General features: G+C 75.8%; 23 protein-coding genes. 11 read left to right on the top strand and 12 right to left on the bottom strand.

The features are described 5' to 3' along the window. The first annotated feature begins 187 nt into the window (after positions 1–187). On the top strand, positions 188–1,774 hold the full coding sequence (locus ACZ45Q_RS14625) for an ABC-F family ATP-binding cassette domain-containing protein (RefSeq protein WP_468260010.1): 1,587 nt from the start codon (positions 188–190) through the stop codon (positions 1,772–1,774). A gap of 72 nt (positions 1,775–1,846) precedes the next feature. Here ACZ45Q_RS14625 and ACZ45Q_RS14620 read toward each other — a convergent pair whose 3' ends face one another. Next, positions 1,847–3,277, bottom strand: coding sequence for a dihydrolipoyl dehydrogenase family protein (locus tag ACZ45Q_RS14620; protein WP_468260007.1), 1,431 nt, complete (start codon positions 3,275–3,277; stop codon positions 1,847–1,849). Positions 3,278–3,421: 144 nt separating this feature from the next. Between ACZ45Q_RS14620 and trxA the strand changes: the two genes are divergently transcribed. Beyond that, entirely contained in the window at positions 3,422–3,808 is a 387-nt protein-coding gene (gene trxA / locus ACZ45Q_RS14615; RefSeq protein ID WP_468260004.1) for a thioredoxin, read from the top strand. Positions 3,809–3,908: 100 nt separating this feature from the next. Here the strand turns inward: trxA and ACZ45Q_RS14610 are convergent, their stop codons facing one another. Together ACZ45Q_RS14610 and ACZ45Q_RS14605 are read right to left on the bottom strand one after the other, a co-directional pair. After that, the gene (locus ACZ45Q_RS14610; protein WP_468260001.1) at positions 3,909–4,946 is read right to left on the bottom strand and encodes a LacI family DNA-binding transcriptional regulator; all 1,038 of its coding nucleotides are present in this window, start codon (positions 4,944–4,946) and stop codon (positions 3,909–3,911) included. Between the two features lie 238 nt (positions 4,947–5,184). Beyond that, positions 5,185–5,853 (bottom strand): TetR/AcrR family transcriptional regulator, encoded by a 669-nt coding sequence (locus tag ACZ45Q_RS14605; protein ID WP_468259998.1) that lies wholly within the window; start codon positions 5,851–5,853, stop codon positions 5,185–5,187. A gap of 116 nt (positions 5,854–5,969) precedes the next feature. Between ACZ45Q_RS14605 and ACZ45Q_RS14600 the strand changes: the two genes are divergently transcribed. Next, positions 5,970–6,533, top strand: coding sequence for an NAD(P)H-dependent oxidoreductase (locus ACZ45Q_RS14600; RefSeq protein ID WP_468259995.1), 564 nt, complete (start codon positions 5,970–5,972; stop codon positions 6,531–6,533). 201 nt (positions 6,534–6,734) lie between these two features. On the opposite strand, the gene ACZ45Q_RS14595 is transcribed toward ACZ45Q_RS14600, so the two are convergent. Further along, positions 6,735–7,640: a LysR family transcriptional regulator gene (locus tag ACZ45Q_RS14595; RefSeq protein WP_468259992.1), complete on the bottom strand. Its 906-nt coding sequence runs from the start codon at positions 7,638–7,640 to the stop codon at positions 6,735–6,737. A gap of 114 nt (positions 7,641–7,754) precedes the next feature. On the opposite strand from ACZ45Q_RS14595, the gene ACZ45Q_RS14590 reads away from it, so the two are divergent. From ACZ45Q_RS14590 to ACZ45Q_RS14580, 3 genes are all read left to right on the top strand, one after another. Continuing rightward, a complete protein-coding gene (locus tag ACZ45Q_RS14590; protein ID WP_468259989.1) occupies positions 7,755–7,964 on the top strand; it encodes a hypothetical protein in 210 nt (69 codons plus the stop codon). Between the two features lie 89 nt (positions 7,965–8,053). After that, positions 8,054–9,265: an alpha/beta hydrolase gene (locus ACZ45Q_RS14585; protein ID WP_468259986.1), complete on the top strand. Its 1,212-nt coding sequence runs from the start codon at positions 8,054–8,056 to the stop codon at positions 9,263–9,265. An 86-nt stretch (positions 9,266–9,351) separates the two neighbouring features. Next, positions 9,352–10,545 carry a CaiB/BaiF CoA transferase family protein gene (locus ACZ45Q_RS14580; RefSeq protein WP_468260372.1) on the top strand — a complete coding sequence of 398 codons (1,194 nt, stop codon included), beginning with the start codon at positions 9,352–9,354 and terminating at the stop codon, positions 10,543–10,545. 165 nt (positions 10,546–10,710) lie between these two features. Here ACZ45Q_RS14580 and ACZ45Q_RS14575 read toward each other — a convergent pair whose 3' ends face one another. Further along, positions 10,711–11,361: a phosphoribosyltransferase gene (locus tag ACZ45Q_RS14575; RefSeq protein WP_468259983.1), complete on the bottom strand. Its 651-nt coding sequence runs from the start codon at positions 11,359–11,361 to the stop codon at positions 10,711–10,713. 216 nt (positions 11,362–11,577) lie between these two features. Here ACZ45Q_RS14575 and ACZ45Q_RS14570 point away from each other — a divergent pair, with 216 nt between their 5' ends. Both ACZ45Q_RS14570 and ACZ45Q_RS14565 read left to right on the top strand, forming a co-directional pair. Further along, positions 11,578–12,795, top strand: coding sequence for a polysaccharide pyruvyl transferase family protein (locus ACZ45Q_RS14570; RefSeq protein ID WP_468259980.1), 1,218 nt, complete (start codon positions 11,578–11,580; stop codon positions 12,793–12,795). A gap of 46 nt (positions 12,796–12,841) precedes the next feature. Continuing rightward, complete coding sequence (locus ACZ45Q_RS14565; RefSeq protein ID WP_468259978.1) at positions 12,842–14,287, top strand: FAD-dependent oxidoreductase; 1,446 nt, start codon at positions 12,842–12,844, stop codon at positions 14,285–14,287. A gap of 56 nt (positions 14,288–14,343) precedes the next feature. On the opposite strand, the gene ACZ45Q_RS14560 is transcribed toward ACZ45Q_RS14565, so the two are convergent. The 4 genes from ACZ45Q_RS14560 to ACZ45Q_RS14545 form a co-directional block, all read right to left on the bottom strand. After that, a complete protein-coding gene (locus tag ACZ45Q_RS14560; RefSeq protein ID WP_468259976.1) occupies positions 14,344–15,357 on the bottom strand; it encodes a sigma-70 family RNA polymerase sigma factor in 1,014 nt (337 codons plus the stop codon). A 165-nt stretch (positions 15,358–15,522) separates the two neighbouring features. Beyond that, positions 15,523–15,798, bottom strand: a complete 276-nt coding sequence (locus tag ACZ45Q_RS14555) for a DUF6343 family protein (RefSeq protein ID WP_468259973.1) — start codon at positions 15,796–15,798, stop codon at positions 15,523–15,525. A gap of 34 nt (positions 15,799–15,832) precedes the next feature. Further along, entirely contained in the window at positions 15,833–16,267 is a 435-nt protein-coding gene (locus ACZ45Q_RS14550; protein WP_468259970.1) for a PPC domain-containing DNA-binding protein, read from the bottom strand. A 24-nt stretch (positions 16,268–16,291) separates the two neighbouring features. Continuing rightward, on the bottom strand, positions 16,292–18,292 hold the full coding sequence (locus ACZ45Q_RS14545; protein WP_468259967.1) for an AfsR/SARP family transcriptional regulator: 2,001 nt from the start codon (positions 18,290–18,292) through the stop codon (positions 16,292–16,294). Between the two features lie 256 nt (positions 18,293–18,548). Between ACZ45Q_RS14545 and ACZ45Q_RS14540 the strand changes: the two genes are divergently transcribed. Then, positions 18,549–19,427, top strand: coding sequence for an alpha/beta fold hydrolase (locus ACZ45Q_RS14540; protein WP_468259965.1), 879 nt, complete (start codon positions 18,549–18,551; stop codon positions 19,425–19,427). A gap of 62 nt (positions 19,428–19,489) precedes the next feature. Here ACZ45Q_RS14540 and ACZ45Q_RS14535 read toward each other — a convergent pair whose 3' ends face one another. Then, positions 19,490–19,918: a VOC family protein gene (locus tag ACZ45Q_RS14535; RefSeq protein WP_468259962.1), complete on the bottom strand. Its 429-nt coding sequence runs from the start codon at positions 19,916–19,918 to the stop codon at positions 19,490–19,492. A 200-nt stretch (positions 19,919–20,118) separates the two neighbouring features. Here ACZ45Q_RS14535 and ACZ45Q_RS14530 point away from each other — a divergent pair, with 200 nt between their 5' ends. Next, entirely contained in the window at positions 20,119–20,763 is a 645-nt protein-coding gene (locus tag ACZ45Q_RS14530; RefSeq protein WP_468259960.1) for a LysE family translocator, read from the top strand. Positions 20,764–20,812: 49 nt separating this feature from the next. On the opposite strand, the gene ACZ45Q_RS14525 is transcribed toward ACZ45Q_RS14530, so the two are convergent. Continuing rightward, a complete protein-coding gene (locus tag ACZ45Q_RS14525) occupies positions 20,813–21,232 on the bottom strand; it encodes a PPOX class F420-dependent oxidoreductase (protein ID WP_468259957.1) in 420 nt (139 codons plus the stop codon). 95 nt (positions 21,233–21,327) lie between these two features. Further along, positions 21,328–22,218 carry an NAD(P)-dependent oxidoreductase gene (locus ACZ45Q_RS14520; RefSeq protein ID WP_468259954.1) on the bottom strand — a complete coding sequence of 297 codons (891 nt, stop codon included), beginning with the start codon at positions 22,216–22,218 and terminating at the stop codon, positions 21,328–21,330. A 213-nt stretch (positions 22,219–22,431) separates the two neighbouring features. Between ACZ45Q_RS14520 and ACZ45Q_RS14515 the strand changes: the two genes are divergently transcribed. Continuing rightward, positions 22,432–23,955: an amidase gene (locus ACZ45Q_RS14515; protein ID WP_468259951.1), complete on the top strand. Its 1,524-nt coding sequence runs from the start codon at positions 22,432–22,434 to the stop codon at positions 23,953–23,955. Positions 23,956–24,368 lie beyond the last annotated feature (413 nt).

Genomic DNA, 24,368 nt, shown 5'->3' with positions numbered 1-24,368 from the left:
CCGACGGGGTCCGGACGGCCGCCGTGAGCCGCTCCTCGGCTCCCGTTTCCCGCCCCCGCGGAAAATCGCGAGCGGCCGTGAGCGCGCCCGCGTTACCGTGACCCCATGTCGACGCCCCGCATCTCCTAGCCGAGGACCCGGTTCCACGCCACCCGTGTGTCCTTCTGCTTGTTCGGAGCGTCTCCTCATGATCACCGTTCGTGATGTCGACGTGCGCGCCGGCGCGCGTCTGCTGCTGTCCGGCATCTCCTTCCAGGTCTCCCCCGGCGACCGCATCGGCCTGGTGGGCCGCAACGGCGCCGGCAAGACCACCCTGCTCGACACCCTCGCGGGGACCCTGCGTCCGGCCGCGGGCACGATCACCCGCACCGGCGGCGTGGGTCATCTGCCGCAGGACTCCCGCGCCGCCGACCAGTCGGTGACCGTCGCCGACCGCATCCTGTCCGCGCGCGGACTGGACCGGGCCGTGCGCGCGCTGCGGCGGGCCGAGTCGGCGATGGCCGACGGCTCGGAGCGGTCGATGAACGCCTATGTCCGTGCGGAGGCCGAGTTCCAGGCCCGCGGCGGTTACGCGGCCGAGGCGGAGGCCGCCCGGGTCGCCGCCGGCCTCGGACTCGGGGCGGAACAGTTGGAACGCCCCCTCGCCGTCCTGTCGGGCGGACAGCGCCGCCGGGTCGAGCTGGCCCGGATCCTGTTCGCCGACCACGGCACCCTGCTGCTGGACGAGCCCACCAACCACCTGGACGCCGACTCGGTCGCCTGGCTGCGGGCCTTCCTGGCGAACCGGCCGGGCGCGGTCGTGCTGATCAGCCACGACACCTCGCTGCTCGCCGAGACGGTGAACCGCGTCTTCCGCCTCGACCCACGGCGGGCCGCGCTCGACATCCACAACACCGGCTGGGAAACCCATCTGGCCCGGCTGGCCACCGACGAACGGCGCCGGGCGCGCGAGCGGGCCAACGCCGAGCGCAAGGCGGCGTCCCTGCACGCGCAGGCGGACAGGATGCGGGCGCGGGCGTCGACGGCGGTCGCCGCCCGCGGCATGGCCCGCCGCGCCGACCGCATGCTGGAGGGGCTCGAACCGGTGCGGCGGGCCGAGCGGACCGCCCGCATCCGGCTGCCGGAACCGGCGCCCTGCGGACGGATCCCGCTCGGCGCGGTCTCCCTGACCCGGTCCTACGGCGGCCGGCGCGTCCTGGACGGCGTCGACCTCGCCGTGGACCGGGGCAGCCGGCTGGTGGTGCTCGGGCCCAACGGCGCCGGCAAGACGACGCTGTTGCGGCTGCTCGCCGGGCGGGACACTCCCGACGGCGGCCGGGTGGTCCGCGGGCACGGGCTGCGGCTCGGCTACTTCGCCCAGGAACACGACACCCTGGACCCCGGGCTGACGGTGCGCCGGCAGCTGGCGGGGGTCGCGCCGCACCTCACCGACGGCGAAGTCCGCCGGGTGCTGGGCTCGTTCCTGTTCTCCGGCGACGACGCGGACAAGCCCGTCGGTGTGCTCTCCGGCGGCGAGAAGACCCGGCTGGCCCTGGCGGGGCTGGTGCACTCCGGCGCCAACGTCCTGCTCCTGGACGAGCCCACGAACAACCTCGACCCGGCCTCGCGCGCCGAGGTGCTGGCCGCGGTGGGCAGGTATCCGGGCGCGATCGTGATGGTCACCCACGACCCGGACGCCATCCGGGCGCTGCGCCCGGACCGGGTGCTGCTGCTGCCGGAGGCGGAGGAGGACCTGTGGAGCGAGGACTTCCTCGGGCTGGTCCCGTCCGCGTGAGCCGCGGGCGCCCCGGTCGCGGGACGGGCCGGCCGTCCCGCGCGGCGCGGAGCGGCCGGCCGGGACGGGCCGTCAGCTGTCCCGGTACGCCTCCAGCAGCCGCAGCCACACCTCGCTGATCGTCGGGTACGACGGCACCGCGTGCCACAGCCGGCCGACCGGTACCCGGCCGGCGACGGCGATCGTCGCCGAGTGGATCAGCTCGCCGACGCCCGGTCCGACCAGGGTGAGGCCGCGCAGGATCTCGTCCTCCAGGTCGACGACCATCCGGGCGCGGCCCTTGTAGCCGTCGGCGTACAGGCCGGCGCCGGCCACCGTCGACAGGTCCACGTCGACGGCGCGGACCCGGTGGCCGGCCTGCTCGGCCTCGGCCAGCGACAGGCCGACGGACGCGGCCTCGGGGTCGGTGAAGACGACCTGGGGCACGGCCGCGTGGTCGGCGGTCGCGGTGTGCGCGCCCCAGGCCTCGCCGAGCAGGGGCTCGCCCGCGGCACGGGTGGCGATGGCGGCGCCGGCGATACGGGCCTGGTACTTGCCCTGGTGGGTGAGGAGTGCGCGGTGGTTGACGTCGCCCACCGCGTACAGCCAGTCGTGGCCCTCCACCCGGAGGCTGTCGTCGACCTGGAGCCAGGAGCCCGGTTCCAGCCCGACGGTCTCCAGGCCCAGGTCGTCGGTGCGGGGGGCGCGGCCGGTGGCGAAGAGGATCTCGTCGGCCTCGATGCGGTCGCCGCGGTCGGTGACGGCCACCACGGTGCCGTCCTCGCGGGTGACCGACTCGACGGACGTGCCGGTGCGGACGTCGGCGCCGGCCTCGGTCAGCGCCTCGGCGACCAGTTCGCCGGCGAACGGCTCCATGCGGTTCAGCAGCCCCTTGCCGCGGACCAGGAGGGTGACCCGGGCGCCGAGGGCCTGCCAGGCGGTGGCCATCTCCACGGCGACCACTCCCCCGCCGACCACGATCAGCCGGCCCGGCACCTCCTTGGCGGCGGTGGCCTCACGGCTGGTCCACGGTCGTACGCCGGCCAGTCCCGGCAGGTCCGGCAGGGCGGCGCGGCTGCCGGTGCAGACGGCGACGGCGTGCCGCGCGGTCAGGACGCGCCGCCCGCCGTCGGGCCCGGTCACCTCCACGGTGCGCGGCCCGGCGAGCCGGCCCCGCCCGCGGTGCAGGTCGGCGCCGATGCCCTCCAGCCACTGGACCTGGCCGTCGTCCTTCCAGTGGGAGGTGTACTCGTCCCGGTGGGCGAGGACGGCGGCCGCGTCGAGCGGGCCCTGCACGGCCTGCCGCACACCGGGCACCCGGCGGGCGTCCGCACGGGTGATGACGGGGCGCAGCAGGGCCTTGCTCGGCATGCAGGCCCAGTAGGAGCACTCGCCGCCGACCAGTTCGCTCTCCACGATGGCGGTGGACAGGCCGGCGGCGCGGGTGCGGTCGGCGACGTTCTCGCCGACCGGGCCGGCGCCGATGACCACGACGTCGTACGCGAGGGTTTCGGTTTCCGTCATGGGGTCAGTCTGGTGGGTGGTGTGCGACGCCCGCCACATGGGTACGCGCGCCGCACGGCTCGGGTACGTCCCTGGAATACCCGCCCGGTCGGCCGTGTTGTGCCGAGGCCCTTCGCCCCCGATGTCAGGAAGAGAGAACACCCGATGAGCAGCACCGTGGAGCTCACCAAGGAGAACTTCGACCAGACGGTCACGGACAACGAGTTCGTGCTGATCGACTTCTGGGCGGAGTGGTGCGGACCGTGCAAGCAGTTCGCCCCGGTCTACGAGAAGGCCGCCGAGGAGAACCCTGATCTGGTGTTCGGCAAGGTGGACACGGAGGCCCAGCCGGAGCTGGCGGCGGCCTTCGGTATCCAGTCGATCCCGACGCTGATGATCGTCCGTGACCAGGTGGCCGTGTTCGCGCAGCCGGGCGCGCTGCCCGAGGCCGCGCTGACCGACGTCATCGGGCAGGCGCGGCAGCTGGACATGGACGAGGTCCGCAAGGCGGTCGCCGAGCAGCAGGCGAAGCAGGCCGAGGAAGGCCAGTAGCGGCGGTGCGCCGGCGGCGGGCGGTGCGCCGGCCGCCGGCCCGCCGACGGAGACCGGCCGGGGGGTGGGCCGGCCGGGGGGTGCGCCGGCGGGCGCTCGGTCAGCTGGACTCCCGGTGCACCACCGTCGCGCCCAGCACCTTGTGCCGCTGCGGCGGGGTGCCGGGTTCGCGCACCGCGCCGTCGACGAGTTCCGCCAGGGCGCGGCCGGAGGGCAGCTCGATGTGGACGGTGCTCAGGCGCGGGCGGAGCAGCCGGCCGAGCACGAGGTCGTCGGCGCCGATGACGGCCGTCTCCCGGGGGATGGCCACGCCGGCGTCCTTCAGGGCGCGGCACAGCAGCATGGCGTACTCGTCGTTGTACGCGAACACCGCGTCGAGGCCGAGCGCCCTCCAGCGGCCGGCCAGGCGGGCGGCGGGCTCCTCCTCGTAGGCGAGGGGCAGTTCGGTCACGGTGGCGCCGGTGTCGCGCAGGGCGCGGCGCAGGCCGCGCAGGCGGGGCGCGGAGAAGAGTTCCAGGCCGGGTTCCTCGGGGACGACCACGCCGATCCGGCGGCGGCCCCGGTCGTGGAGGTGGCGCCCGGCGCACTCGCCGACGGCCTCGTGGTCCATGAGCAGGGCGTGGGCGCCCTCGACGGGTTCGGTGCCGATGGTGACCACGGCGCGCGCGCCGGAGCGCTTGAGCACCTGCACGCCCTGCGGGGTCAGGCCCGGTCCGGGCACCAGTACGGCGACCGGTCGCAGTTCCGCCCAGGCGCGGGCGGCCTCGTCGCCGTGCAGGCCGACGGTGCCGTACTGCACGACCGTGTAGTCGAGGCGGCCGAGCGCACTCTGGAGTTCGTCGAGGAACCGGCTGTAGAGCGGTCCGACGGGGAACGTCGGGGCGGGCATCAGGACCGTCCGGCTCTGCCCGGCGCGCAGGCTGCGGGCGGCGGCGTGCGGCACGTAGCCGAGTTCCTCGGCGGCGGCGTGGACGCGGCGGCGGGTGGGCTCGCTGATCCGGACCGCGCTGGTGTTGTTCAGGACGTAGGAGACGGTCGCGCGCGAGACGCCGGCCAGGCGGGCCACATCGGCGCTCGTGGGGACGGAGCGCGGTGCGGAGGAGGACGCGGACGCGGGCGTTTTCGGTATCTGCACCATGACGTACGGCATCTTGGCAGAAGCCGGAGGCCCGGTGTCCGCCGGGGCGAGGTCGTCCGGAACGGACGACCTCGGCCGCTTCCGGGCCGGGCGCGCGGTCGGCCGAGGGGCGGCCGACGGGCTGGTGAGTCCGGCGGTTGGGCGCGCGGTCGGGTTGACGGGGCTGGTGAGCGGTCGTCCGGCCGGCGGGTGAGCGGTCGGCCGGGAGAGCCGGTGGGGCCCGGTGGGGCGCGGTCGGCTACTCCGGGGGGCCCGTGCGGGTCACGCGGGCGACCAGGTCGAGCCAGCCCGCCTCCAGCCGGGCCGGCGGCATGCCGCACTGGCGGGTCAGGTGGTGGATCTGGGCGGGGTCGAGGTAGGCCATCAGCGGGTAGGACAGCAGTTCGGCGTCCTCGCCCGGGAGCGCCTGGCGCAGGAGCAGGACGACGTGGCCGCGCTGGAACTGGCGCGGCGGGGAGCTGAAGCGGCGCTCGGGGCCGGGGTCGGCGGCCAGTTGCAGTTCGAGTTCGTCGTTGGCGCGGCGCAGCAGCGCGCAGCCGAAGGCCCGCAGCCGCTCCACGGGAGGTGCGCCGGGGCCCAGCGGCGGGGGCCCGCTCATCAGCGCGGCCTGGAACTTCTTCTCGGAGTGGTCCAGCAGCGCCGTCAGCAGCCCGGTCCGGTCGCCGAAGCGCCGGAAGACGGTGCCCTTGCCCACCGAGGCCGCGGCGGCCACCGCCTCCATCGTGACGCAGGAGGCACCGTGCTCGGCGACCAGGCGGGCGGCGGCCTCCAGCAGCCGGGCCCGGTTGCGCGCGGCGTCGGCGCGCAGGCACGGCTCGTCCTGGCCGGCGGCGGTGCCGAGTTGCAGCAACTGCGGCGGGCCGGTGTTCTCCTCGGGCTCGGAAACGGGCGGTGGAGCGGCGGACATGACTCCAGAGTAAGGCATCGGGAATGAAACTGGACCGTGGTCCGGTTAAGGTGCTACAACATAAACGGACCTCGGTCCGGATCGTCACGGCAGTGTTTCAGTCCCCAGGAGTTCCCATGTCTGTTCGCATCCTCGCGCTCGTCGGCAGCCTTCGCGCCGGTTCGCACAACCGTCAGCTCGCCGAGGCGGCCGTCCAGCTCGCCCCCGAGGGGGCGGAGGTGCAGCTGTACGAAGGCCTGGCCGAGATCCCCTTCTACAACGAGGACATCGACGTCGAGGGCACGGTCCCGGCCGCGGCCGAGCGGCTGCGGGAGGCGGCCGGCTCCGCCGACGCCCTGCTGCTCTTCACGCCCGAGTACAACGGCACCATCCCGGCCGTGCTGAAGAACGCCATCGACTGGCTGTCCCGTCCGTACGGCGCCGGCGCCATCAGCGGCAAGCCGGTCGCCGTCGCGGGCACCGCCCTCGGCCAGTACGGCGGCGTCTGGGCGCACGACGAGACCCGCAAGGCCGTGGGCATCGCCGGCGGCAAGGTGATCGAGGACATCAAGCTGTCCATCCCGGGCTCGGCGAGCCGCTTCGGCGAGGTCCACCCGACCGAGGACGCCGAGGTCGCCGGCCAGCTGACCGAGGTCATCGCGCGGCTGCGCGGCCACGCGGACACGGCCGCCGCCGCCTGACAGGCCGCCCGCCCGGCCGCCCGGCCCTCCGGGGGCCGACGCCCGCGGAGCCGCCCGGCCCGCCGGTGCCGGAGGCCGCGGAGCGCACGTCACTCAGGGCCGGAGCCCGTTCGGGTTCCGGCCCTGAGGCATGCCCGGGCGGGCTCCGGTCCGGCGGCATGCCCGCGCGGGTTCCGGCGACCGGCGGGCCGTCGACGCCGCTCAGGCCGCCGCCGTCGCCGCCAGGGCGCGCAGTTCCTCCAGGGCCGCCGCGACCGCGGGGCGGCGGTGGCCGCCGCGGCGGGTGCAGGTGAGCAGCTTTCGGTGCGGCCGGCCGGCGCACCGTACCCGGGTGACCGGCAGCTGTGTGGCCAGCTGGGCGAGGCGCGGGACCAGGGCGACGCCCAGCCCGTGGGCGACGAGGTGCGCGGTGACGTTCCAGTCCAGCGCGTGATGGACCACCTCGGGGCGGAAGCCGGCGGCGCCGCACGCCGACATGACATGCGTCCGGCAGGGGTTCCCGGGCACGGGGGCGATCCACGGCTCGTGCGCCACCTCGGCCAGGTCGACGCTCTCCCGCCCCGCGAGCGGATGGTCGTCGGGGACGACCAGGTCGTACGGGTCGTCCAGCAGCGGCCGCTGGTCGAAGCGGGCGTCGCTCAGCGGCGGGTTGTGCGGTGTCGTCTCCACCACCGCCAGCTCGGTCTCCCCCTCGAAGAGCAGGTCGAAGCTCTGCGGTACGCCCGCCTCCCGGATGCGCACCGACAGCCGGGGATGGCGTGCGTGGAGCCGGGCGGCCATCGGGGCGAGCAGCACCGCGATGGCCACCGGGAACCCGGTGACGTCCAGCGGCCCGCCCGGCGCGCCGTGGTCGGCCCGCAGATCCAGTTCCGCCTCCTCCCAGCGGGCCTGGATGGCGTCGGCGTGGGCCAGCAGGCTCTCGGCGGCCGGAGTCAGGCGGACCCCGCGGCCCTGCGGCTCCAGCAGGTCGACGCCCAGGTCGCGGGCGAGCTGCCGGATCTGCTGAGAGGCGGCGGACGGGGTGAAGTGCAGCGCGCGGGCGGCGGCGGTCACCGTGCCGTAGTGGGCGACCGCCCGCAGCACGTGGAGCCGGCGGAGGTCAATCATGAAGGCAACGCTTCACGGTCCGCTCCATAAAGTCAACCTGGACGTGAACGGACACGGCGGCGCACCCTGGGCATGTCGCGACGATCAACCAGCCCCGACGTAGGAGGAGTCCCCATGACCAGCACGACCGGTGCCGCCTGCCCCCACTGCGGATGGCCCGACGGCGCCGAGCCGTACCAGGTGGTGTCCCGGCACGGCACGGCGACGGGGCACACGGTGTGGGCCCGCTGCGCCTGCGGCTCGCTCCAGATGAGGGTCGCCGACGGCGGCGGCACCCGCGTGGTCTCCCGCAGCCGCCCCGCCCCGGCCCACCCGGTGCGGTGAACCGCCCGGTCCCGGCGCCGAGGGCGGGCCCGCCGGGGCGATCATGGACGGGCCGCGGACCCCGCCGCGGCCCGCGTGGAGGAGAAGCGATGCCCCAGGTACCGCCGCCGTCCGGTCCGGTCCCGCCCCCGTCCGACCCGGCCCCGTCCTCATCCGGTCCGGTCCCCTCTCCGTCCGACCCGCCCCCGTCCGGTCCCGTCCCCTCTCCGTCCGACCCGCCCCCGTCCGGTCCCGTCCCCTCTCCGTCCGACCCGCCCCCGTCCGGTCCCGTCCCCTCTCCGTCCGACCCCGCCCCGCCCCCGTTCGATCCGGAACTCGCCGCCGTCCTGGAAGCGCTCGGGGACGACGCCGCCCCCGGGCTCACCTTCGAGGACATCGCCGAGGCACGCCGCAACCCCGGCCTGGAACTCCTCGCCGAACCCGACCTGACCCGGGGAGGGAGGTTCGCGGTGGAGGACCGGCGGGTGCCCGGCCCGCCGGACGGGCCGGAGGTGTCCCTGCTGGTCTGCCGGCCCACCGCGCCGTCGGCGCCGGGCCCGCTCCCCGTCGTCTACTACGCGCACGGCGGCGGCATGGTCCTCGGCTCCAGCCGGACGGGGATCGAGACCCCGCTGGAGTGGGCGGCGGAGCTGGACGCGGTCGTGGTGTCGGTCGACTACCGGCTGGCGCCGGAGCATCCGTACCCGGCGGCGGTGGAGGACGCCTACGCGGGGCTGCTGTGGACCGCCGGGCACGCGGCGGAGGCCGGCGGGGACCCCGGCCGGATCGTCCTCGCCGGCACGAGCGCGGGCGGCGGGCTGTGCGCCGCCCTGGCCCTGCTGGCGCGGGACCGGCGCGGGCCCCGGCCCCTCGCGCAGCTGCTCTGCTCCCCGATGCTCGACGACCGCAACGACACGCCCTCCGCGCACCAGATGGCGGGCCGCGGCCTGTGGGACCGCTCGGCCAACGAGACCGCGTGGACGGCGCTGCTCGGCGAGAGGCGCGGCGGCCCCGGCGTACCGGCCTACGCCGCGCCGGCCCGGGCCGAGGACCTGTCCGGCCTGCCGCCGGCCTTCCTCGACGTCGGCTCGGCGGAGACCTTCCGGGACGAGGTCGTCGGCTACGCCCGGCGGATCTGGCAGTCCGGCGGAGACGCGGAACTGCACGTGTGGCCCGGCGGCTTCCACGGCTTCGACGGCCTGGCCCCCGGGGCCGCCCTGGCCCGGTCGGCCCGCGCCGCCCGGCTGGACTGGCTGCGCAGGGTCCTCGCCCGCTCCGCCCCGGCCGCCGAACGCGCAGGTGAGGGCGGGGGCGGCCGTTGACAGGGGCCGGAAGGGGGCCGTAGAAAGCTGATCACAGGCCCGTCGGACGACCGTACCGGCGGGTGACCGGCCCGGCGGCAGGAGAACTGAACGTGCAGCGGCTTCCCCTGTCCGGGGTCACGGTGGTCAGCCTGGAGCAGGCGGTGGCGGCCCCGTACGCCACCCGGCAGCTCGCCGACCTCGGCGCCCGCGTGATCAAGGTGGAGCGGCCGGGCGACGGCGACTTCGCGCGCCGCTACGACACCACCGTGCACGGGCAGTCCAGCTATTTCGTGTGGCTGAACCGCTCCAAGGAGTCCCTCACCCTCGATCTGAAGGATCCCCGGGGCCGGGAGATCCTGCACGGGCTGCTGGAGCGCGCCGACGTGTTCGTGCAGAACCTCGCGCCCGGCGCCGCGGACCGCCTCGGACTCGGTGCCGCCGGACTCACCGGGCGGCTGCCCCGGCTGATCCCGTGCACGATCTCCGGGTACGGCACCAGCGGGCCGTGGGCCGACCGCAAGTCCTACGACCTGCTGGTGCAGTGCCAGACGGGGCTGGTGTCGCTGACCGGGACGCCCGAGGAGACGGCGCGCGTCGGGATCTCCGTCGCGGACATCGCCGCCGGGATGTACGCCTACAGCGGCATCCTCACCGCCCTGTACACCCGTGCCACGACCGGCGAGGCCCACCCGGTGGAGGTCTCCCTGTTCGAGGCGCTGGCGGAGTGGATGGGCCAGCCCGCCTACTACACCCGCTACGGCGGCAGCCAGCCTCCGCGTCTGGGCACCCGGCACGCCACCATCGCGCCGTACGGCGCCTTCCGGGCCGCCGACGGCAAGGAGGTGCTGTTCTCGATCCAGAACGAGCGCGAATGGGCCGCCCTCTGCGCCGAGTTCCTCGGCCGGCCGGAGCTGACCGGCGATCCGCGGTTCGCGACCGGTTCCGACCGGGTCGCCCACCGGGAGGAGCTGGACGCCCTCGTCGCCGAGCGCTGCGCCCGGTCCGGCAGCGCCGAGATCCTCGAGGAGTTGCGGCGCATCGGGGTCGCCTGCGCAGGGGTCAACGACGTCGCCGCGTTCCTGGACCATCCGGTGCTGGCCGCCCGGGAGCGGTGGCGGGAGGTGGCCGTGCCCGGTGGCGCCCGGGTGGAGGCGCTGCTGCCGCCGGCCGACCTGGTGGGCGTGCCCGCCCGCATGGACCCCGTGCCGGGGGTCGGGGAGCACACCGAGGCCATCCTCGCGGAGCTGGGCCGTTCGCCGGCCGACATCGCGGCGTTGCGTGCGGACGCGGTCGTCTGAGGGGCGCGCCGCGGTTCCGTGGCGGGCGGTTGTCTTTCTTCGGTTGTCTTTCTTCGGTTGTCTTTCTTCTGCGGGTCGTCGTGGGCCGGGCGCGCAGTTCCCCGCGCCCCTTGGGCGGCGTTGTGCCGCCCGGGGCTTTCCGGGGGGCCGTGGTCTTGCCCGGGTTCAGCGGGCGTCGGTGTGGAGGGCTCGTAGGACGTCCTCGTCGGTCAGCTGGTCGAACTCCTCGTACCAGAGGCCGACGGCCGTGAACGCCGCGGGAGCGTGCAGGCAGACCACCTCGTCCGCCTCCGTCCGCATCGACTCCACCGTGTCCGGCGCGCCGACCGGCACGGCCAGCACCAGGCGTCCCGGTTCCCGGCGGCGCAGGGAGCGCAGCGCGGCCCGTGCGGTGGACCCGGTGGCCAGGCCGTCGTCGACGACGAGCACGGTCCGGCCGCGCACCTCGGGGGCGGGGCGGCCCTGGCGGTAGGCGCGTTCGCGGCGTTTGAGCTCTCCGCGCTCCCGGTCCACCACGGGCGCGAGGTCCGCCTCGTCCAGGCCCAGCCCGGCGACGGCGCGCCGGTCGTAGAGCGGCTCGTCGTCCCCGGCGATCGCGCCGACGCCGTACTCCTCGTGGAACGGCGCGCCGATCTTCCGTACGACGAGCACGTCGAGCGGGGCGTCCAGCTCCCGGGCGACCTCCCGGGCCACGGCGACGCCGCCGCGGGGCAGGGCCAGGACCAGGACGGGCCCCGGCAGACCGCCGCCGTCCCGCAGCGCCCGCAGCTCCCCGGCCAGCGCCCGTCCGGCCTGCTGACGGTCGTGGTACCGCATGATGGCCGCGCCTCCTTCGTGCCGCGCGTCTCCCCGGCCCCCGCGTACCCTCCCGCCGCACCTCGATACCGCGGACCGCCCCGCCGTGCGTCCGTGGTCCGAACGGAGCAAGGGGGGTTTCCGAAGGCCCGCCGCAGGCAACCCGGCTTCCAGCGCGGGCCGCCCCGCGCCGTCCCCCGGCGCCCAGCCGGCCGTGAACGTGACGGGAGTCCCCGGATGACCACTGCCCCTGCCTCTTCGCGGCCCGCCCGTCCGGGTCCGCGTATCGGCGTGCTCGGCTCGTACGGCGGTTTCAACATCGGCGACGAGGCGATCCTCACCTGTGTCCTGGGCTGTCTGCGCGCCCACCGCCCCGACGCGCACCTGGTCGTGTTCAGCCGGAACGCCGAGCACACCCGCGCCCACCACCGGGAGGCCGACGAGGTCGCGGACTGGGAGGGCGTGAGCCGCAACCGCGTCCTGGACGTGCTGCCCGGCCTGGACCTGCTGGTGCTGGGCGGCGGCGGCATCCTCTACGACGGGGAGGCGCGCCGCTATCTGCGGCTGGTGCGCGCCGCGCAGGACCGTGGCATCCCCACGTTCGCCTACGCGGTCGGCGCGGGCCCGCTGCGGGAGGCGGAGGACCGGGAGGCGGTGCGCACCGTGCTGGCCGACATGGACGACGTGGTGGTGCGCGACGAGGAGTCCAAACTGGTCCTGGAGGAGGTCGGTCTGGAGCGTGAGGTGACGGTCACCGCCGACCCGGCGCTGCTGCTGCGGCCGGAGCCGTTCACCGAGGCGATGATGCGGGCCGAGGGCGTGCCCACCGAGGCCCGCCTGGTGGGGATGTCCGTGCGGGAGCCGGGGCGGGCGGCCGAGAAGCTCGACGAGGGCGACTACCACGCGCTCCTCGCCGACGTGGCCGACTTCCTGGTGCGGCGCCTGGACGCGCACGTGGTGTTCCTGCCGATGGAGCGGCACGACGTCCGGCACGCGCACGCCGTGCTCTCCCACATGACCGCGCCGGACAAGGGGCGCATCCTGCACGGCGCCTACAGCCCCGGCCAGGTCCTGGGCCTGATGCGCCACCTGGAGCTGGCCGTGGGAATGCGGCTGCACTTCGTGATCTTCGCGGCGCTGACCGGGGTGCCGGTGCTGCCGCTGCCGTACTCCGGCAAGGTCTTCGACTTCGCGCGCCGGCTCGGCGCCCCGGCGCTGGTGGGCGTGGCGCGGGAGCAGGCCGGGCTGCTGCTGGCGGAGGTGGACCGGCTCTGGGACGAGTACCCGCAGCGCCGCGACGACCTGCGGGAGCGGATGCGGGAGCTGACGGAGGCCGCCCGCGAGACCTGTGCGCGCTGCGGCTCGCTGCTGGACGAGATCGGCGGCGGCGCCCGGACGGGCTCGGCGGAGCAGGAGCTGCCGTACGCCGCCGAGCCGCGTCCGCTGCACGCCTGACGCAAGGCCCGACAGCGGGGAAGCCGATGCCGACCGAGGGAGACCGATGCCGATTCTGAAGGAGCCCCGGGAGTCGCGCACGGTCACCCTTCCGCCGCGCTCCGCCCAGCACGGCGGAAGCTGCGACGTGCTCGTGGTCGGCGGCGGGCCGGCCGGTTTCTCCGCCGCGATCGGCGCGGCCGAGGCGGGCGCGGACGTGGTGCTGGTGGAGCGCTACGGGTTTCTCGGCGGCAACGCGACCGTGGCGCTGGTGATGCCGCTGATGTCGTTCCACAACGAGCACAAGCAGGCCACCTTCACCGAGTCCGGCGAGGACTCCCGGCTGCTGCCCACCGACCACGGCGAGGGCGAACCGGTGGTCGCGGGGGTGCTGTGGCAGCTGCTGGACCGGCTCACCGGGCGGGGCGGCTGCCTGCCGCCGTCCCCGAAGACCGGATACACGGTCCCCTTCGACCCGGAGCTGTTCAAGCTGGTCCTGCTGGAGATGCTGGACGAGTCGGGGGTGCGGATGCTGTTCCACTCCTTCGCCTCCGGCGCGCTGCCCCTGGACGACGGCTCCGGCTGGCGGGTGGTGTTCGAGACCAAGTCCGGGCCGGTGGTGATCGACGCCGGGGTGGTCGTGGACGGCACGGGCGACGGCGACGTGGCGGCGGCCTGCGGGGCGTCGTACGAGATCGGGCGCAAGGAGGACGGGCTGGTGCAGCCGATGACGCTGATGTTCCGCGTCGCCGACTTCGCCCGGCCGGACTTCGCCGACTACGTGCGCGCCAACCCCGACCAGTGGCGCGGCGTGCACGGCCTGTGGGACCTGATCGAGGAGGCCCGCGCGGACGGCGAACTGCGGCTGCCGCGCGAGGACATCCTGTTCTTCGCCACCCCGCACCCGCGCGAGGTCGCCGTCAACAGCACCCGGGTGAACCGGGTGCTCGGCACCAACGTGTGGGACCTGACCCGGGCCGAGTACACCGCGCGCCGCCAGCTCGCGCAGATCGACCGGTTCCTGCGCACCCGGGTGCCCGGCTTCGAGGAGTCGTACGTGGTGCAGAGCGGCACCCACATCGGGGTGCGCGAGACGCGGCGGGTGCTCGGCGACTACCAGCTCACCGGCCACGACATCCTCGCCGCCCGCACCTTCCCGGACGTGGTGGCGCACGGCGCCTACCCGATCGACATCCACAACCCGCGCGGCAGCGGCACCGTCCTGAAGCGGGTGCCGACGGGCAGCTTCTACGACATTCCGATGCGCTGCCTGATCCCCCGGGGCACCGACCGGCTGCTGGTCGCGGGGCGGTGCATCTCCGGGACGCACGTGGCGCACTCGTCGTACCGGGTGATGCCGATCGCGATGGCGACCGGGCAGGCGGCGGGCGTGTCCGCGGCGATGACGGTGCGGCACGGGCACGGCCCGCGCGGCGTCCCCTACCGGCTGGTCCAGCGGGAGCTGCTGCGGCAGGGCGCCCGGCTGCGCATCGGCACCTCGGCCCGCTCCTGACGCACCGCACGACCTGGTCCGGCCGGGCCGGGGGTCCGGGCCGGCGGGTGCCGGGGTCAGCTCGCCCAGTCCAGCAGGCGGTCGCGGTTCTCGGGGGCCCGCAGGTGGGCGAGCGAGGCCTTCTCCAGCTGCCGTACGCGTTCCCGGGTGAGACCGACGTGGGCCGCCACCTGCTGGAGGGTGCGGGGGTGCCCGTCGTGCAGGCCGTAGCGCAGGCTGAGGATCAGGGACTCACGGGGCGGCAGCGTGCCGACGGCCTCCCGCAGCTCCTGCGCCAGTGCCTGGTACTCGGCGACCTCCGGGGCCTGGAGCACCTCCGTGTCGGCGATGAGGTCGCCGACGACGGTCTCCCCGGTCTCGTCCACCGGCGTGTCGAGGCTGACCGCGTCCCGTCCGACACGGCGCAGCCAGCCGACCCTGTCCGCGTCGACGCCGCTCTCCGCGGCCACCTCCTCGACGGTCGGCTCGCGGTCGAGGCTCAGCCGCAGCTTGCGCTCGACCTTGGCGAGCTTCTGGAGCTGCTCCACGACGTGCATCGGCAGCCGCACCGTGCGGGCGTGCGTGGCCAGGCCCCGCTCGATGGCCTGCCTGATCCACCAGGTGGCGTACGTGGAGAACTTGAAGCCCTTGGTGTGGTCGAACTTCTCCACCGCGCGGATCAGTCCGAGGTTGCCCTCCTGGATGACGTCCAGCAGGGGCAGTCCGCGGTGCGCGTGCCGCTTGGCCATGGACACCACGAGGCGGAGGTTGGCGCGGACCATGTGGTCCTTGGCGGCCTGCCCGTCGCGGACGGTCTCGGCCAGTTCCCGGCGCCGCTCGGGCGTCGGCGCGGGCTCGCCGGTGTCGGCCTGTTCCAGTTCCTCCCGCGCGGCGAGGCCGGCCTCCATGCGCCGGGCGAGCCGTACCTCGTCCTCGGCGGTCAGCAGCGGGGTGGCGCCGATCTGCGCCAGGTACTGGCCGAGCAGGTCGGGTTCCTCGTCGGGCTCGGGGATACGGGTGCGCAGCCGCGCGGTACGGGTGGAGGCGCGGCGGTCCTCGTGTGCGCCGGGCGTTCGTGCCAGGGAAGACATCCCGTGTTCCTCCGTTCCCTCCTCGTGTCCTCGCTTCCTCGTGCCCTCTCGTCCCTGTGACTTCGCGTCCTCGTGCCGAAGGGTCCTCGTGCCGGAGGGTCCTCGGGTACCCGGGGTTCCGGGCTGGAACTCGGCCGGGCCGGGCCGGGGCGTGGCGGGGCCGGGTCACCGGTGGAGCGCGGTGCGCTCCCGTTCGCGGCGCAGCCGGCTGGTCACGGTCAGCAGGTCCGCCACCGCCAGCAGGGCGAGGGCGGCGCACCCGGCGCCGAGGGCGACCAGTTCGCCGCGGGCGGGGCTGTCGCCGGGGCCGGTGTCGGCGGCCCACACCCCGAAGAACGCGGCGCCCGCCACGAACAGCGGCAGGAAGACGGCCGACAGCAGCAGGCGCAGCCGCAAGGGGCTCTTGGCGGTGCGCGGTTCGGTTCCGGTGCGCGTGCGCATGGCGTCTCCTCCCAGGGGCAGGGGGCCGCCGGGCTCAGCCCGGGTCGATCAGGGCGAGGCCGAACTCGGGCCGGTAGGTCTTGGCCAGTTCGGCGGGGCTGTCCCGTACCACGACCTCCAGCGTCGGCCAGACCCGGCCGGACAGCAGGTGGCCGCCGCGGGTCGAGCCGTCGGACAGGCCCAGGACGGCGTGCAGGTGCGGGACCGGGCCGTCGTCGCCGACGGCGATGTCCCCGAGCAGGGAGAGCACCTCGCACTGTTCGTCCACCGGGATGTGCCGGTAGTCCTTGGCGTCCCGGTCGAACCAGCCGACGACCGCCTCGGAGAAGGCGCCCACGGCGGTCACCTGCGAGGCGCCGAGCGACCGGTCGCGGGCGAAGGACGTGAGTTCGGCGACCGGGTCCTCTCCCGGGTCGAGGACGAGCACGTACACCGCCGAGGGGCCTTCCTGTACCTGTTGCCACTTCATGCCGGGCCGGGTACCCGGCCCGGATCACGGCAACCGCCGGTGCTCCGGCCGCGTCCACGGCGCGTCGGGCACGGCCCGGGCGAGGGCGGTGAGCCAGTCGTCGACGGGGCCGAAGCTGAGCAACCCGCTGCCGGCGCCCGCGAGTTCACCGGCGGCGGGCAGCAGCCGGCGGTACGTGCGCTGCAGGGCCGTCCGGTCGCCGAGTTCCAGGGCGAGGGCCGCCTCGGCGCAGCACAGGGCCTCGTACAGCAGGTCGGGCGGCGGTTCCGGCAGGGACCGCAGGGCCTGCCGGGCCTCGGCGTCGCGGCCCCGGCCGAGCAGGGCGAACGGGCGGGCCCAGGGCAGGTAGGGCCCCCAGTCGTCGTCCGGGTCCACCCGCGGGCGGCGGCCGTGGGCGAGGGCGAGGCCGAGCAGGGAGAGGGGCAGCAGGCCGCGCCGCACCCCGGGCATGCCCGCGCCGTCCAGGAGTGCGGCGGTGGCCCGGTAGGCCGCCTCGGCCCGGTCGGCGGGGCCCGCGACGGCCCGGCGCAGGGCGCGGTGGCCCTCGGTGAACACGGACACCAGCGGCAGTTCGTGCCGTGCGGCCAGCCGGTCCGCGGCGGCGGCGTGCTCCTCGGCGGCGGGGAAGTCGGCGAGGGCCGAGCGGGCCTGGACGCGGATGAGACGGCCGAGCACCTCGTAGGTGACCAGACCGTGGCGGTCGGCGAGGGCGACGAGTTCGGCGCCGATCGCGTCGCGGCGCGGGGCCAGGCCGGCGGTGACGCAGGACTGCATGAAGGTGCCGTCGAGGGCGAAGGCCAGCAGCGCCGGGTCGTCCAGACGGCGGGCGGTCCGCTCGGCCTCGGCCGCCGCCTCGGGCCCGCGCGGGGAGCGCACGCCCCGGGACTCCACGGCGATGGTGGCCAGCAGCCGGCAGCGTGCCGCGTCGGTCCGCGAGCCGGCCGGGAGCGCGGCGAGGGTGCGTTCGGCGGCGGCGACGACGCGCCGTGCGAGGCCGGGGTCGTCGCTGCGGGTCCACACGGCGGGCACGTCGTAGGCGCCGATCACCCGGGCGGTCAGTTCGGGGTCGCCGGTCTCCTCCGCCGCCGTCACGGCCGCCATACGCTGCTCCCGGGCCGCCTCCAGCCCGCCGCCGCCGGTGACCGCCAGGTCGCGCAGCAGGCCGACGGTGGACTCCAGGCGGGCCCGGGCCCCGGCGGCGACGGTGCGGTCGTAGGCCTCGGTGGCCCGGGCCCACAGCCGGGCCGCGGCCTGGGCGGGCTCGGCCGGCGGGTCCAGGGCCGGGTCCTGGGCGAGGACGGCCGCCTCCAGCCGGCGCAGTCCGGGCCCCGGATCGACGCCGAGCCGCTCGGTCAGCAGGGTGCGGGCCCGGCGCAGGACCGCCAGCGCGTCCGCCTGGCGGCCCGTCCGGTACAGGGCGAGGGCGAGCAGCCGCCAGCCCTCCTCGCGCCAGGGGTGGTCGGCGAGGTGCGCCTCGAGGTCGGGCACCGCCTCGGCGGCGCGGCCGGCCGCCACGAGGCACTCGGCCCGGCGTTCGACGGCGCGCAACCGCAGCTCGGCCAGCCGGGCCCGTTCGCCGCGCGCCCAGGGGGCGTCGCTGAAATCGGCGTAGGCGGGGCCCCGCCACTCCCCCAGCGCGGCGCGCAGCCGGTCCGGTGCCCGGTCGGCGGGCAGCCGGTCGGCTTCTGCGACGGCGTCCTCGAACCGCCAGGCGTCCACCGCGTCCGGCGCCGCCCGCAGCGCGTACCCGGGGCCGTCGGTGACCAGCAGCCGGGCGGGCGCGCGGGGCGGCCGGCCGGGTTCCAGGACGCGGCGCAGGTCCGCGACGAACGTGCGCACGGCGCCGACGGCCCGCGGCGGCGGCACGTCCCACAGGTCGTCGACGAGGCGGGCGACCGGGACGACCCGCCGCCGGGCCACGAGCAGCCGGGCCAGCACGGCACGGTGCCGGGGCCCTTTCAGCGCGAGCGTGCCTCCGCCCCGCTCGGCCGTGACCGGCCCGAGCACACCGAAGCTGACCGTCACGTCTCCGTCCCTGTTTCCGTTCCTTTTGCGTTCCCGGGTCCCGGCCGCTTTCCGGCCGCTTTCCGGCTGTTTTCCGTCCGCGTGGGCCCGCGTGCCCGGCGTGCGCCCACGTGCCCGGCGTGCTCCACGTCGTCCTCGTCGTCCTCGTCGTCCGCTGCCCACCGTACGCGCGCTGATCGGTTGCTGATCCGCGCCCGGCAGGCTCGGTGGTGTTCCCGCCCCCCCCCGTGCGGGAGCGGAAAGGCACCGACCAGTCATGGCACCGATCATCCCCGGCTTCTCCCTGGACCGCGTCACCGTCGCCGACGGCGTCGCGCTGAACGTGGCGGTGGGCGGCTCCGGCCGTCCCGTCGTCCTCCTGCACGGCTTCCCGCAGACCCACCTGATGTGGCGGCACGTCGCGGCGGACCTGGCGGCCGACCACACCGTCGTCTGTCCCGACCTGCGCGGCTACGGCGACAGCGACAAGCCCGCCGACCCGGACGGCACCGCGTACACCAAGCGGACCATGGCCGGCGACGTCGTCGCCCTGGCGCGGGCGCTGGGGCACGAGCGGTTCGCGCTCGCCGGGCACGACCGCGGCGCGCTGGTGGCGTTCCGGGCCGGGCTCGACCACCCGGAAGCGGTGACCCACCTGGCCGCGCTGGACGTCCTGCCGACGCTGGACATGTGGGACGTGCTGCACGGCACGGCGGCGGCCGTGGGCTTCCACCTGTATCTGATGGCACAGCCACCCGGGCTGCCGGAGCAGCTGATCGGTGCGGCGCCGGACGCGTTCTTCGGCCACTTCCTCGACCAGTGGACCGGGGACCCGGCGGCGCTGCCCGCCGAGGTGCGCGCCGCGTATCTGGAGGCGTCCCGGCGGGCGGTGCCGTCCATCGTCGCCGACTACCGTGCCTCGGCCGGTGCGGACGTCGCCCACGACCGGGCCGACCGGGAGCGCGGCAACCGCCTGCGGATGCCGGTGACCGTCCTCCAGCAGGACTGGGGCGCCGCGCTCGGTTACGACGCCGCGGCCCTGTGGCGGGCCTGGGCCCCGGACCTGCGGCACCTGACGGTGGGGTGCGGGCACTTCATGGCGGAGGAGGCGCCCGGTGAGGTGACGGCCGCGCTGCGCGAGCTGCTGACCCGCTGAGGGCGCCGCGCGCGTGGGGCGGGGTGACGGCGGGGCCGGCGGCCGGCCCCGCCGCCGTGGGCTCAGCAGGCCCCGGGGACGTCCTCGACGACGCCGTTCAGCGGGGAGGACGGGTCGCTGCCGTAGGGACGGGTGATGATCTCCAGGCCGTGGCCGGCCGGGTCGGCGAAGTACACGCCGCGCCCGCCGTCGTTGCGGTTGATCCGGCGCGGGTGCCTGCCGTGCGGATCGGCCTGGATGGGGACGCGGTCCTGGACGAGCCGGGTCAGGGCCGCGTCGAACTCGTCCTCGGAGACGAGGAACGCGTAGTGCTGCACGGGGATGTCGATGTCGACGGTGGCGAAGTCCAGTGTGACGCCGTTGGCGGTCGTCACGGGCAGGAACATCCCGGTCGGCTCCCCGACCTCCAGCCCCAGCAGGTGGGCGAGGAAACGGGCGGACTTCTCACGGTCGCGGGAGAGGACGATGGTGTGGTTGAACTCGACTGACACGGGTGAATGCCTCCACGGGCATCTCCGCGGCGCCTCCATGCCTCACCCGGCCGGTGACCGGCACGCGACGCCGCGCGGTGGAGCATAGGCCTCGCCGCGGGCCGCTGTCGACGGCTTTGGAACCCGGTGCCCCGGCGCACCCCGGGGCACCGGGAAATACCGTTGGCGGGCCGGGCCCGGGGGCTGCTTGCATGGCCGGCATGGTGTCCACCGACCGACTGCTCGCCTTCGCGGCGCTGTCCCTGCTGATCATCGTGGTGCCCGGCCCGAGCGTGCTGTTCGTGATCGGCCGGGCACTCGCCCAGGGCCGCCGCGCCGCGCTCACCACCGTCGTGGGCAACACCGCCGGCGCGTACCTGCTCGTCGTCGCGGTCGCGCTCGGGATCGGGTCGCTGGTGGAGCGTTCGGCCCTCGTCTTCACGCTGCTGAAGCTCGTCGGCGCCGGCTACCTGGTGCATCTCGGGGTGCGGGCCTGGCGGCAACGGCGGTCCCTGCGGGCCGCGTTCGCCGGGGACGAGGCCCGGCACGGCGGTCTGCGCACGTTCTGGGAGGGGTTCGCGGTGGGTGTCACCAACCCCAAGACGCTGGTCTTCTTCGCCGCCGTCCTCCCCCAGTTCGTCGACCGCGGGCGGGGCGCGGTGGTGGCGCAGATGCTGCTGCTCGGCCTTGTCTTCAATCTGATCGCGGTGGCCTGCGACAGCGTCTGGGGCCTCCTCGCGGCCACCGCCCGCGACTGGTTCGCCACGTCGCCTCGCCGCCTGTCCCTGATCGGCGGGACCGGCGGCCTGACGATGATCGGTCTCGGCGTGACCGTGGCGGCGACGGGCCGCACGGACCAGGGGTGACCCCGTCCGGCGCGGCCGGGCGGAGGGCGGGACGGGTGGCCCCGGCGGGTCATCCCGGCTGGTCGCTGTCCTTCATCTCGCCCCAGCCGTGCCAGCGCTCGACCTCGATCCAGGCGCTGACCCGGGCCCGCTCGCGGTCCGGGTAGGGGTGGCCGGTGTAGTGCCGGGCGATCCGGTCGATGTCGGCCAGGCCCTCGTCGTCGCGCGTCTCGGTGACGCGGCCGATGAGGGTGAGGTGCGTGTACCAGTTGTCCCCGTCCAGGACGGTGAGGGTGACGCGCGGGTCGCGGCGCAGGTGCTTCAGGCGCACCCGGGCCGCGTCGAGGTTGACCAGCGCACGGCCGTCGTCCCACAGATACCAGGTGGGTGTGGACACGGGTGCGCCGTCGGACCGCAGCGTGGCCATGACGCACGGGTTGGGGCGGGTCAGCAGGGCGACGGCCTTCTCGGGCAGGGGCGGCTTGGACATGCGGACTCCTTCGTGCCTTCGTGGTGGTCGGACGTGTGCCTTGGTGGTGGTCGGACGTGTGCCTCCGTGGATGGCCGGACGGCCGCCGGAACCGGTCAGTCGTTCGGCTTCCCGTCGAAGCTGGCGTAATACGCCGCGGCCATGTCCTCGTCCCCGTGGCCCTGCTCTGCGGCGCGGGCGAACCGTTCGGCGCTCGCGGCGGCCACGTCGAGGCGGACGCCGTGCTTCTCGGCGGCCTCGACGATCAGCCGGGCGTCCTTGGCCGCGGTGGCGACCGCGAACTGGGGCGGGGTGAGCCGGCCTTCCCGGATCAGGCCCGTCTTGGCGTGCAGATAGCCCATGTCGAGCGGGCCGCCGGCGATCGCGTCGAAGAACCCCGCCGGGTCCACCCCGAGCGCCTCGGCCAGTGCCAGCGACTCTCCGGCGGCGTTCGTGACGGCGAGGACCCAGCTGTTGGCGACCAGCTTCAGCCGGGTGGCGCTGCCGGCCGCGCCGTCCTCACCGGTCCACACCGTGCGGGCGCCGACGGCGTCGAAGACGGGCGTCACCGCGTCCCGCCCGTCGACGGGTCCAGCGGCCAGCACCAGCAGCTGACCGGCCTCGGCGGGCTGCCGGGTGCCCAGCACGGGGGCGTCGTAGAAGACGAGGTCCTGTTCGCGGGCGAAGGCGGCCAGGTCGCCGAGCGCGTCCAGGCCGGCGGTGGCCGACTGCACCCAGGCGGCACCGGGGCGCAGGCCGGGCGCCGCCTGCCGCATGGCGTCCAGCGCCGCGGGGCCGTCGTACAGGACGGTGAGGACCACGTCGGCGTCGCGTACCGCCTCCGCGGGGGTCGCGGCGATGTGCACGCCGTCGGCGGCGAGCGGCTCGGCCTTGCCGGGGCTGCGGTTCCAGGCCCGGACGGTGTGTCCGGCGCGGGCGATGTTGCGGGCCATCGCGGCGCCCATGATGCCGGTGCCCAGGACGCTCACGGTGAGCTGGTCGGTCATACGTCGGCTTCCTGTCCTCGCGCGGTGGGTGAGCGGTCATCAGCCTGCCACGCCGGCCGGCCCGGAAGCCGGAGCCACCCGGCGGGGCGTGTGCGCGGGCCGGCCCGGTGCCGACGGCGCCGATGCGCTCGGCGGCTGTCGCGCGGAGGGCGTTCCGCGGGCGTCCACCGGGGGTTACCGTTCGGTAGACAGTTGCTCGACGGAGGTGTCCGCATGACGCTCGACCGTGCCGCCGGCCTGGCGGAGTCCGCCCGTGCGCTCGCCGCCGGGGAGGTGACCTCCCGGGCGCTCGTGGAGCAGGCCCTGGCGCGGATCGCGGCGACGCAGGGCGCCGGCTCGCTCAACGCCTTCCGGGTCGTCCGCGCCGAGGCCGCGCTCGCCGAGGCCGAGGCCGCCGACCGGGAGCTGGCCGCCGGGGTGCGCAGGCCGCTGCTGGGCGTGCCGGTGGCCGTGAAGGACGACATGGACGTGGCGGGCGAGCCGACGGCGTTCGGCTGCGCCGGGGAGCATCCGCCGGTGGCCGAGGACGCGGAGGCGGTGCGGCGGCTGCGCGCGGCCGGGGCGGTGATCGTCGGCAAGACCAACACCTGCGAGTTCGGGCAGTGGCCGTTCACGGAGGGGCCCGCGTTCGGAGCGACCCGCAATCCCTGGAGCCTCGCGCACACGCCGGGCGGCTCCTCGGGCGGGTCGGCCGCCGCGGTCGCGGCCGGGCTGGTGCCGGCGGCGCTGGGCTCGGACGGCGCCGGGTCGGTGCGCATACCGGCCGCGTGGACGAACCTGGTCGGCATCAAACCGCAGCGCGGCCGGATCTCCACCTGGCCGCACGCCGAGGCCTTCAACGGCATCACGGTCAACGGCACCCTGGGACGCACGGTCGCCGACGCGGCGCTGCTGCTGGACGCGGCGAGCGGCAACCACGAGCGTGACCCGCACCGACCGCCGGCCGTCGACGCCTCGGCCGCGGTGGGCCGGGCCCCGGGCCGGCTGCGCATCGCGCTCTCGCTGAAGCCGCCGTTCACCGCGCTGCCCGCCCGGCTCCGGCCGGAGGTGCGCGCCCGGGTCCTGGAACTCGCCGACCGGGTCGCCGCCCTGGGGCACGTCGTCGAGGAGGCCGATCCGCCCTACGGGCAGATCGGGCTGGCGTTCGTGCCGCGCGCCACGGCCGGGATCGCCGAGTGGGCCGGTGCGTCGCCGTTCCCCGAGCTGCTGGACCGGCGCACCCGGGACGCGGCCCGGCTGGGCCGGCTGCTGGCCGGGGCGCCGCTGCGGGCGGCCCGGCGGGCGGAGGCGGTGCTGCACCGCCGTATCGGCGGGTTCTTCGCGTCGTACGACGTGGTCCTCGCGCCGACGACCGCCGCGCCGCCGCCCCGGATCGGCGCGATGGCCGAGCTGGGCGGCCTCGCCACCGACCGGGCCATGATCGCCGCCTGTCCCTACGCCTGGCCGTGGAACGTGCTGGGCTGGCCCGGCATCAGCGTGCCCGCCGGCTTCGTCGCCGGCGGCCTGCCCGTCGGCGCCCAGCTGCTGGGCCCCGCGAACAGCGAACCCCTGCTGATCGGGCTGGCCGCCCAGCTGGAGTCCGAGCTGCACTGGCACCTGACGTGGCCGCCACGGCCCCACACCACCCCCGACACCGACACCCCGGCGGCGTGGCCGGGCACCCGGCGGCACGACCGCCCCCCCACGACCAGACCAGGTCTCCCCGGCGACCCGAGCGGGCTCCCCGGCGGCACCTGAGCGGGTCTCCCCGGCGGCACGACCGGGTTCCCCCGGCGGCCTGACCACCCAACCCGGGGCCCGACCGGGAGTCCCCGGCAGCCCGACCGTCCCCCACAAGGGGCCCGACCGAGTTTCCCCGTGGCTCTGACCGCCAACTCCGGCTGTCCGGCCGGGCCCCCCTGAGTGGTCTCCTCGGCAGCCGGTACGGAGGCGTACCGACGCCCCGCCACCACAAGGAGCGGCTCCGGGGCGCCGCACCGCGCCGTCCAGGCCCGGCCGCCCCCCTGGCCCCGGCCCCGGCCCCGGCCCCCGCCGACGCCACCGGCCGGACCGCCGAATCGCCACCGGCCGGGACGTGCGTGCCGGCCGCCACCGGCCGGGCCGGCGGCGCCGTCGGCCGGGGACCGGACGGTCCCCGTGCGTGCCGGGTT

The organism is Streptomyces sp. NPDC031049 (assembly GCF_055571015.1).
This window is presented reverse-complemented; position numbering and strand designations above follow the sequence as displayed.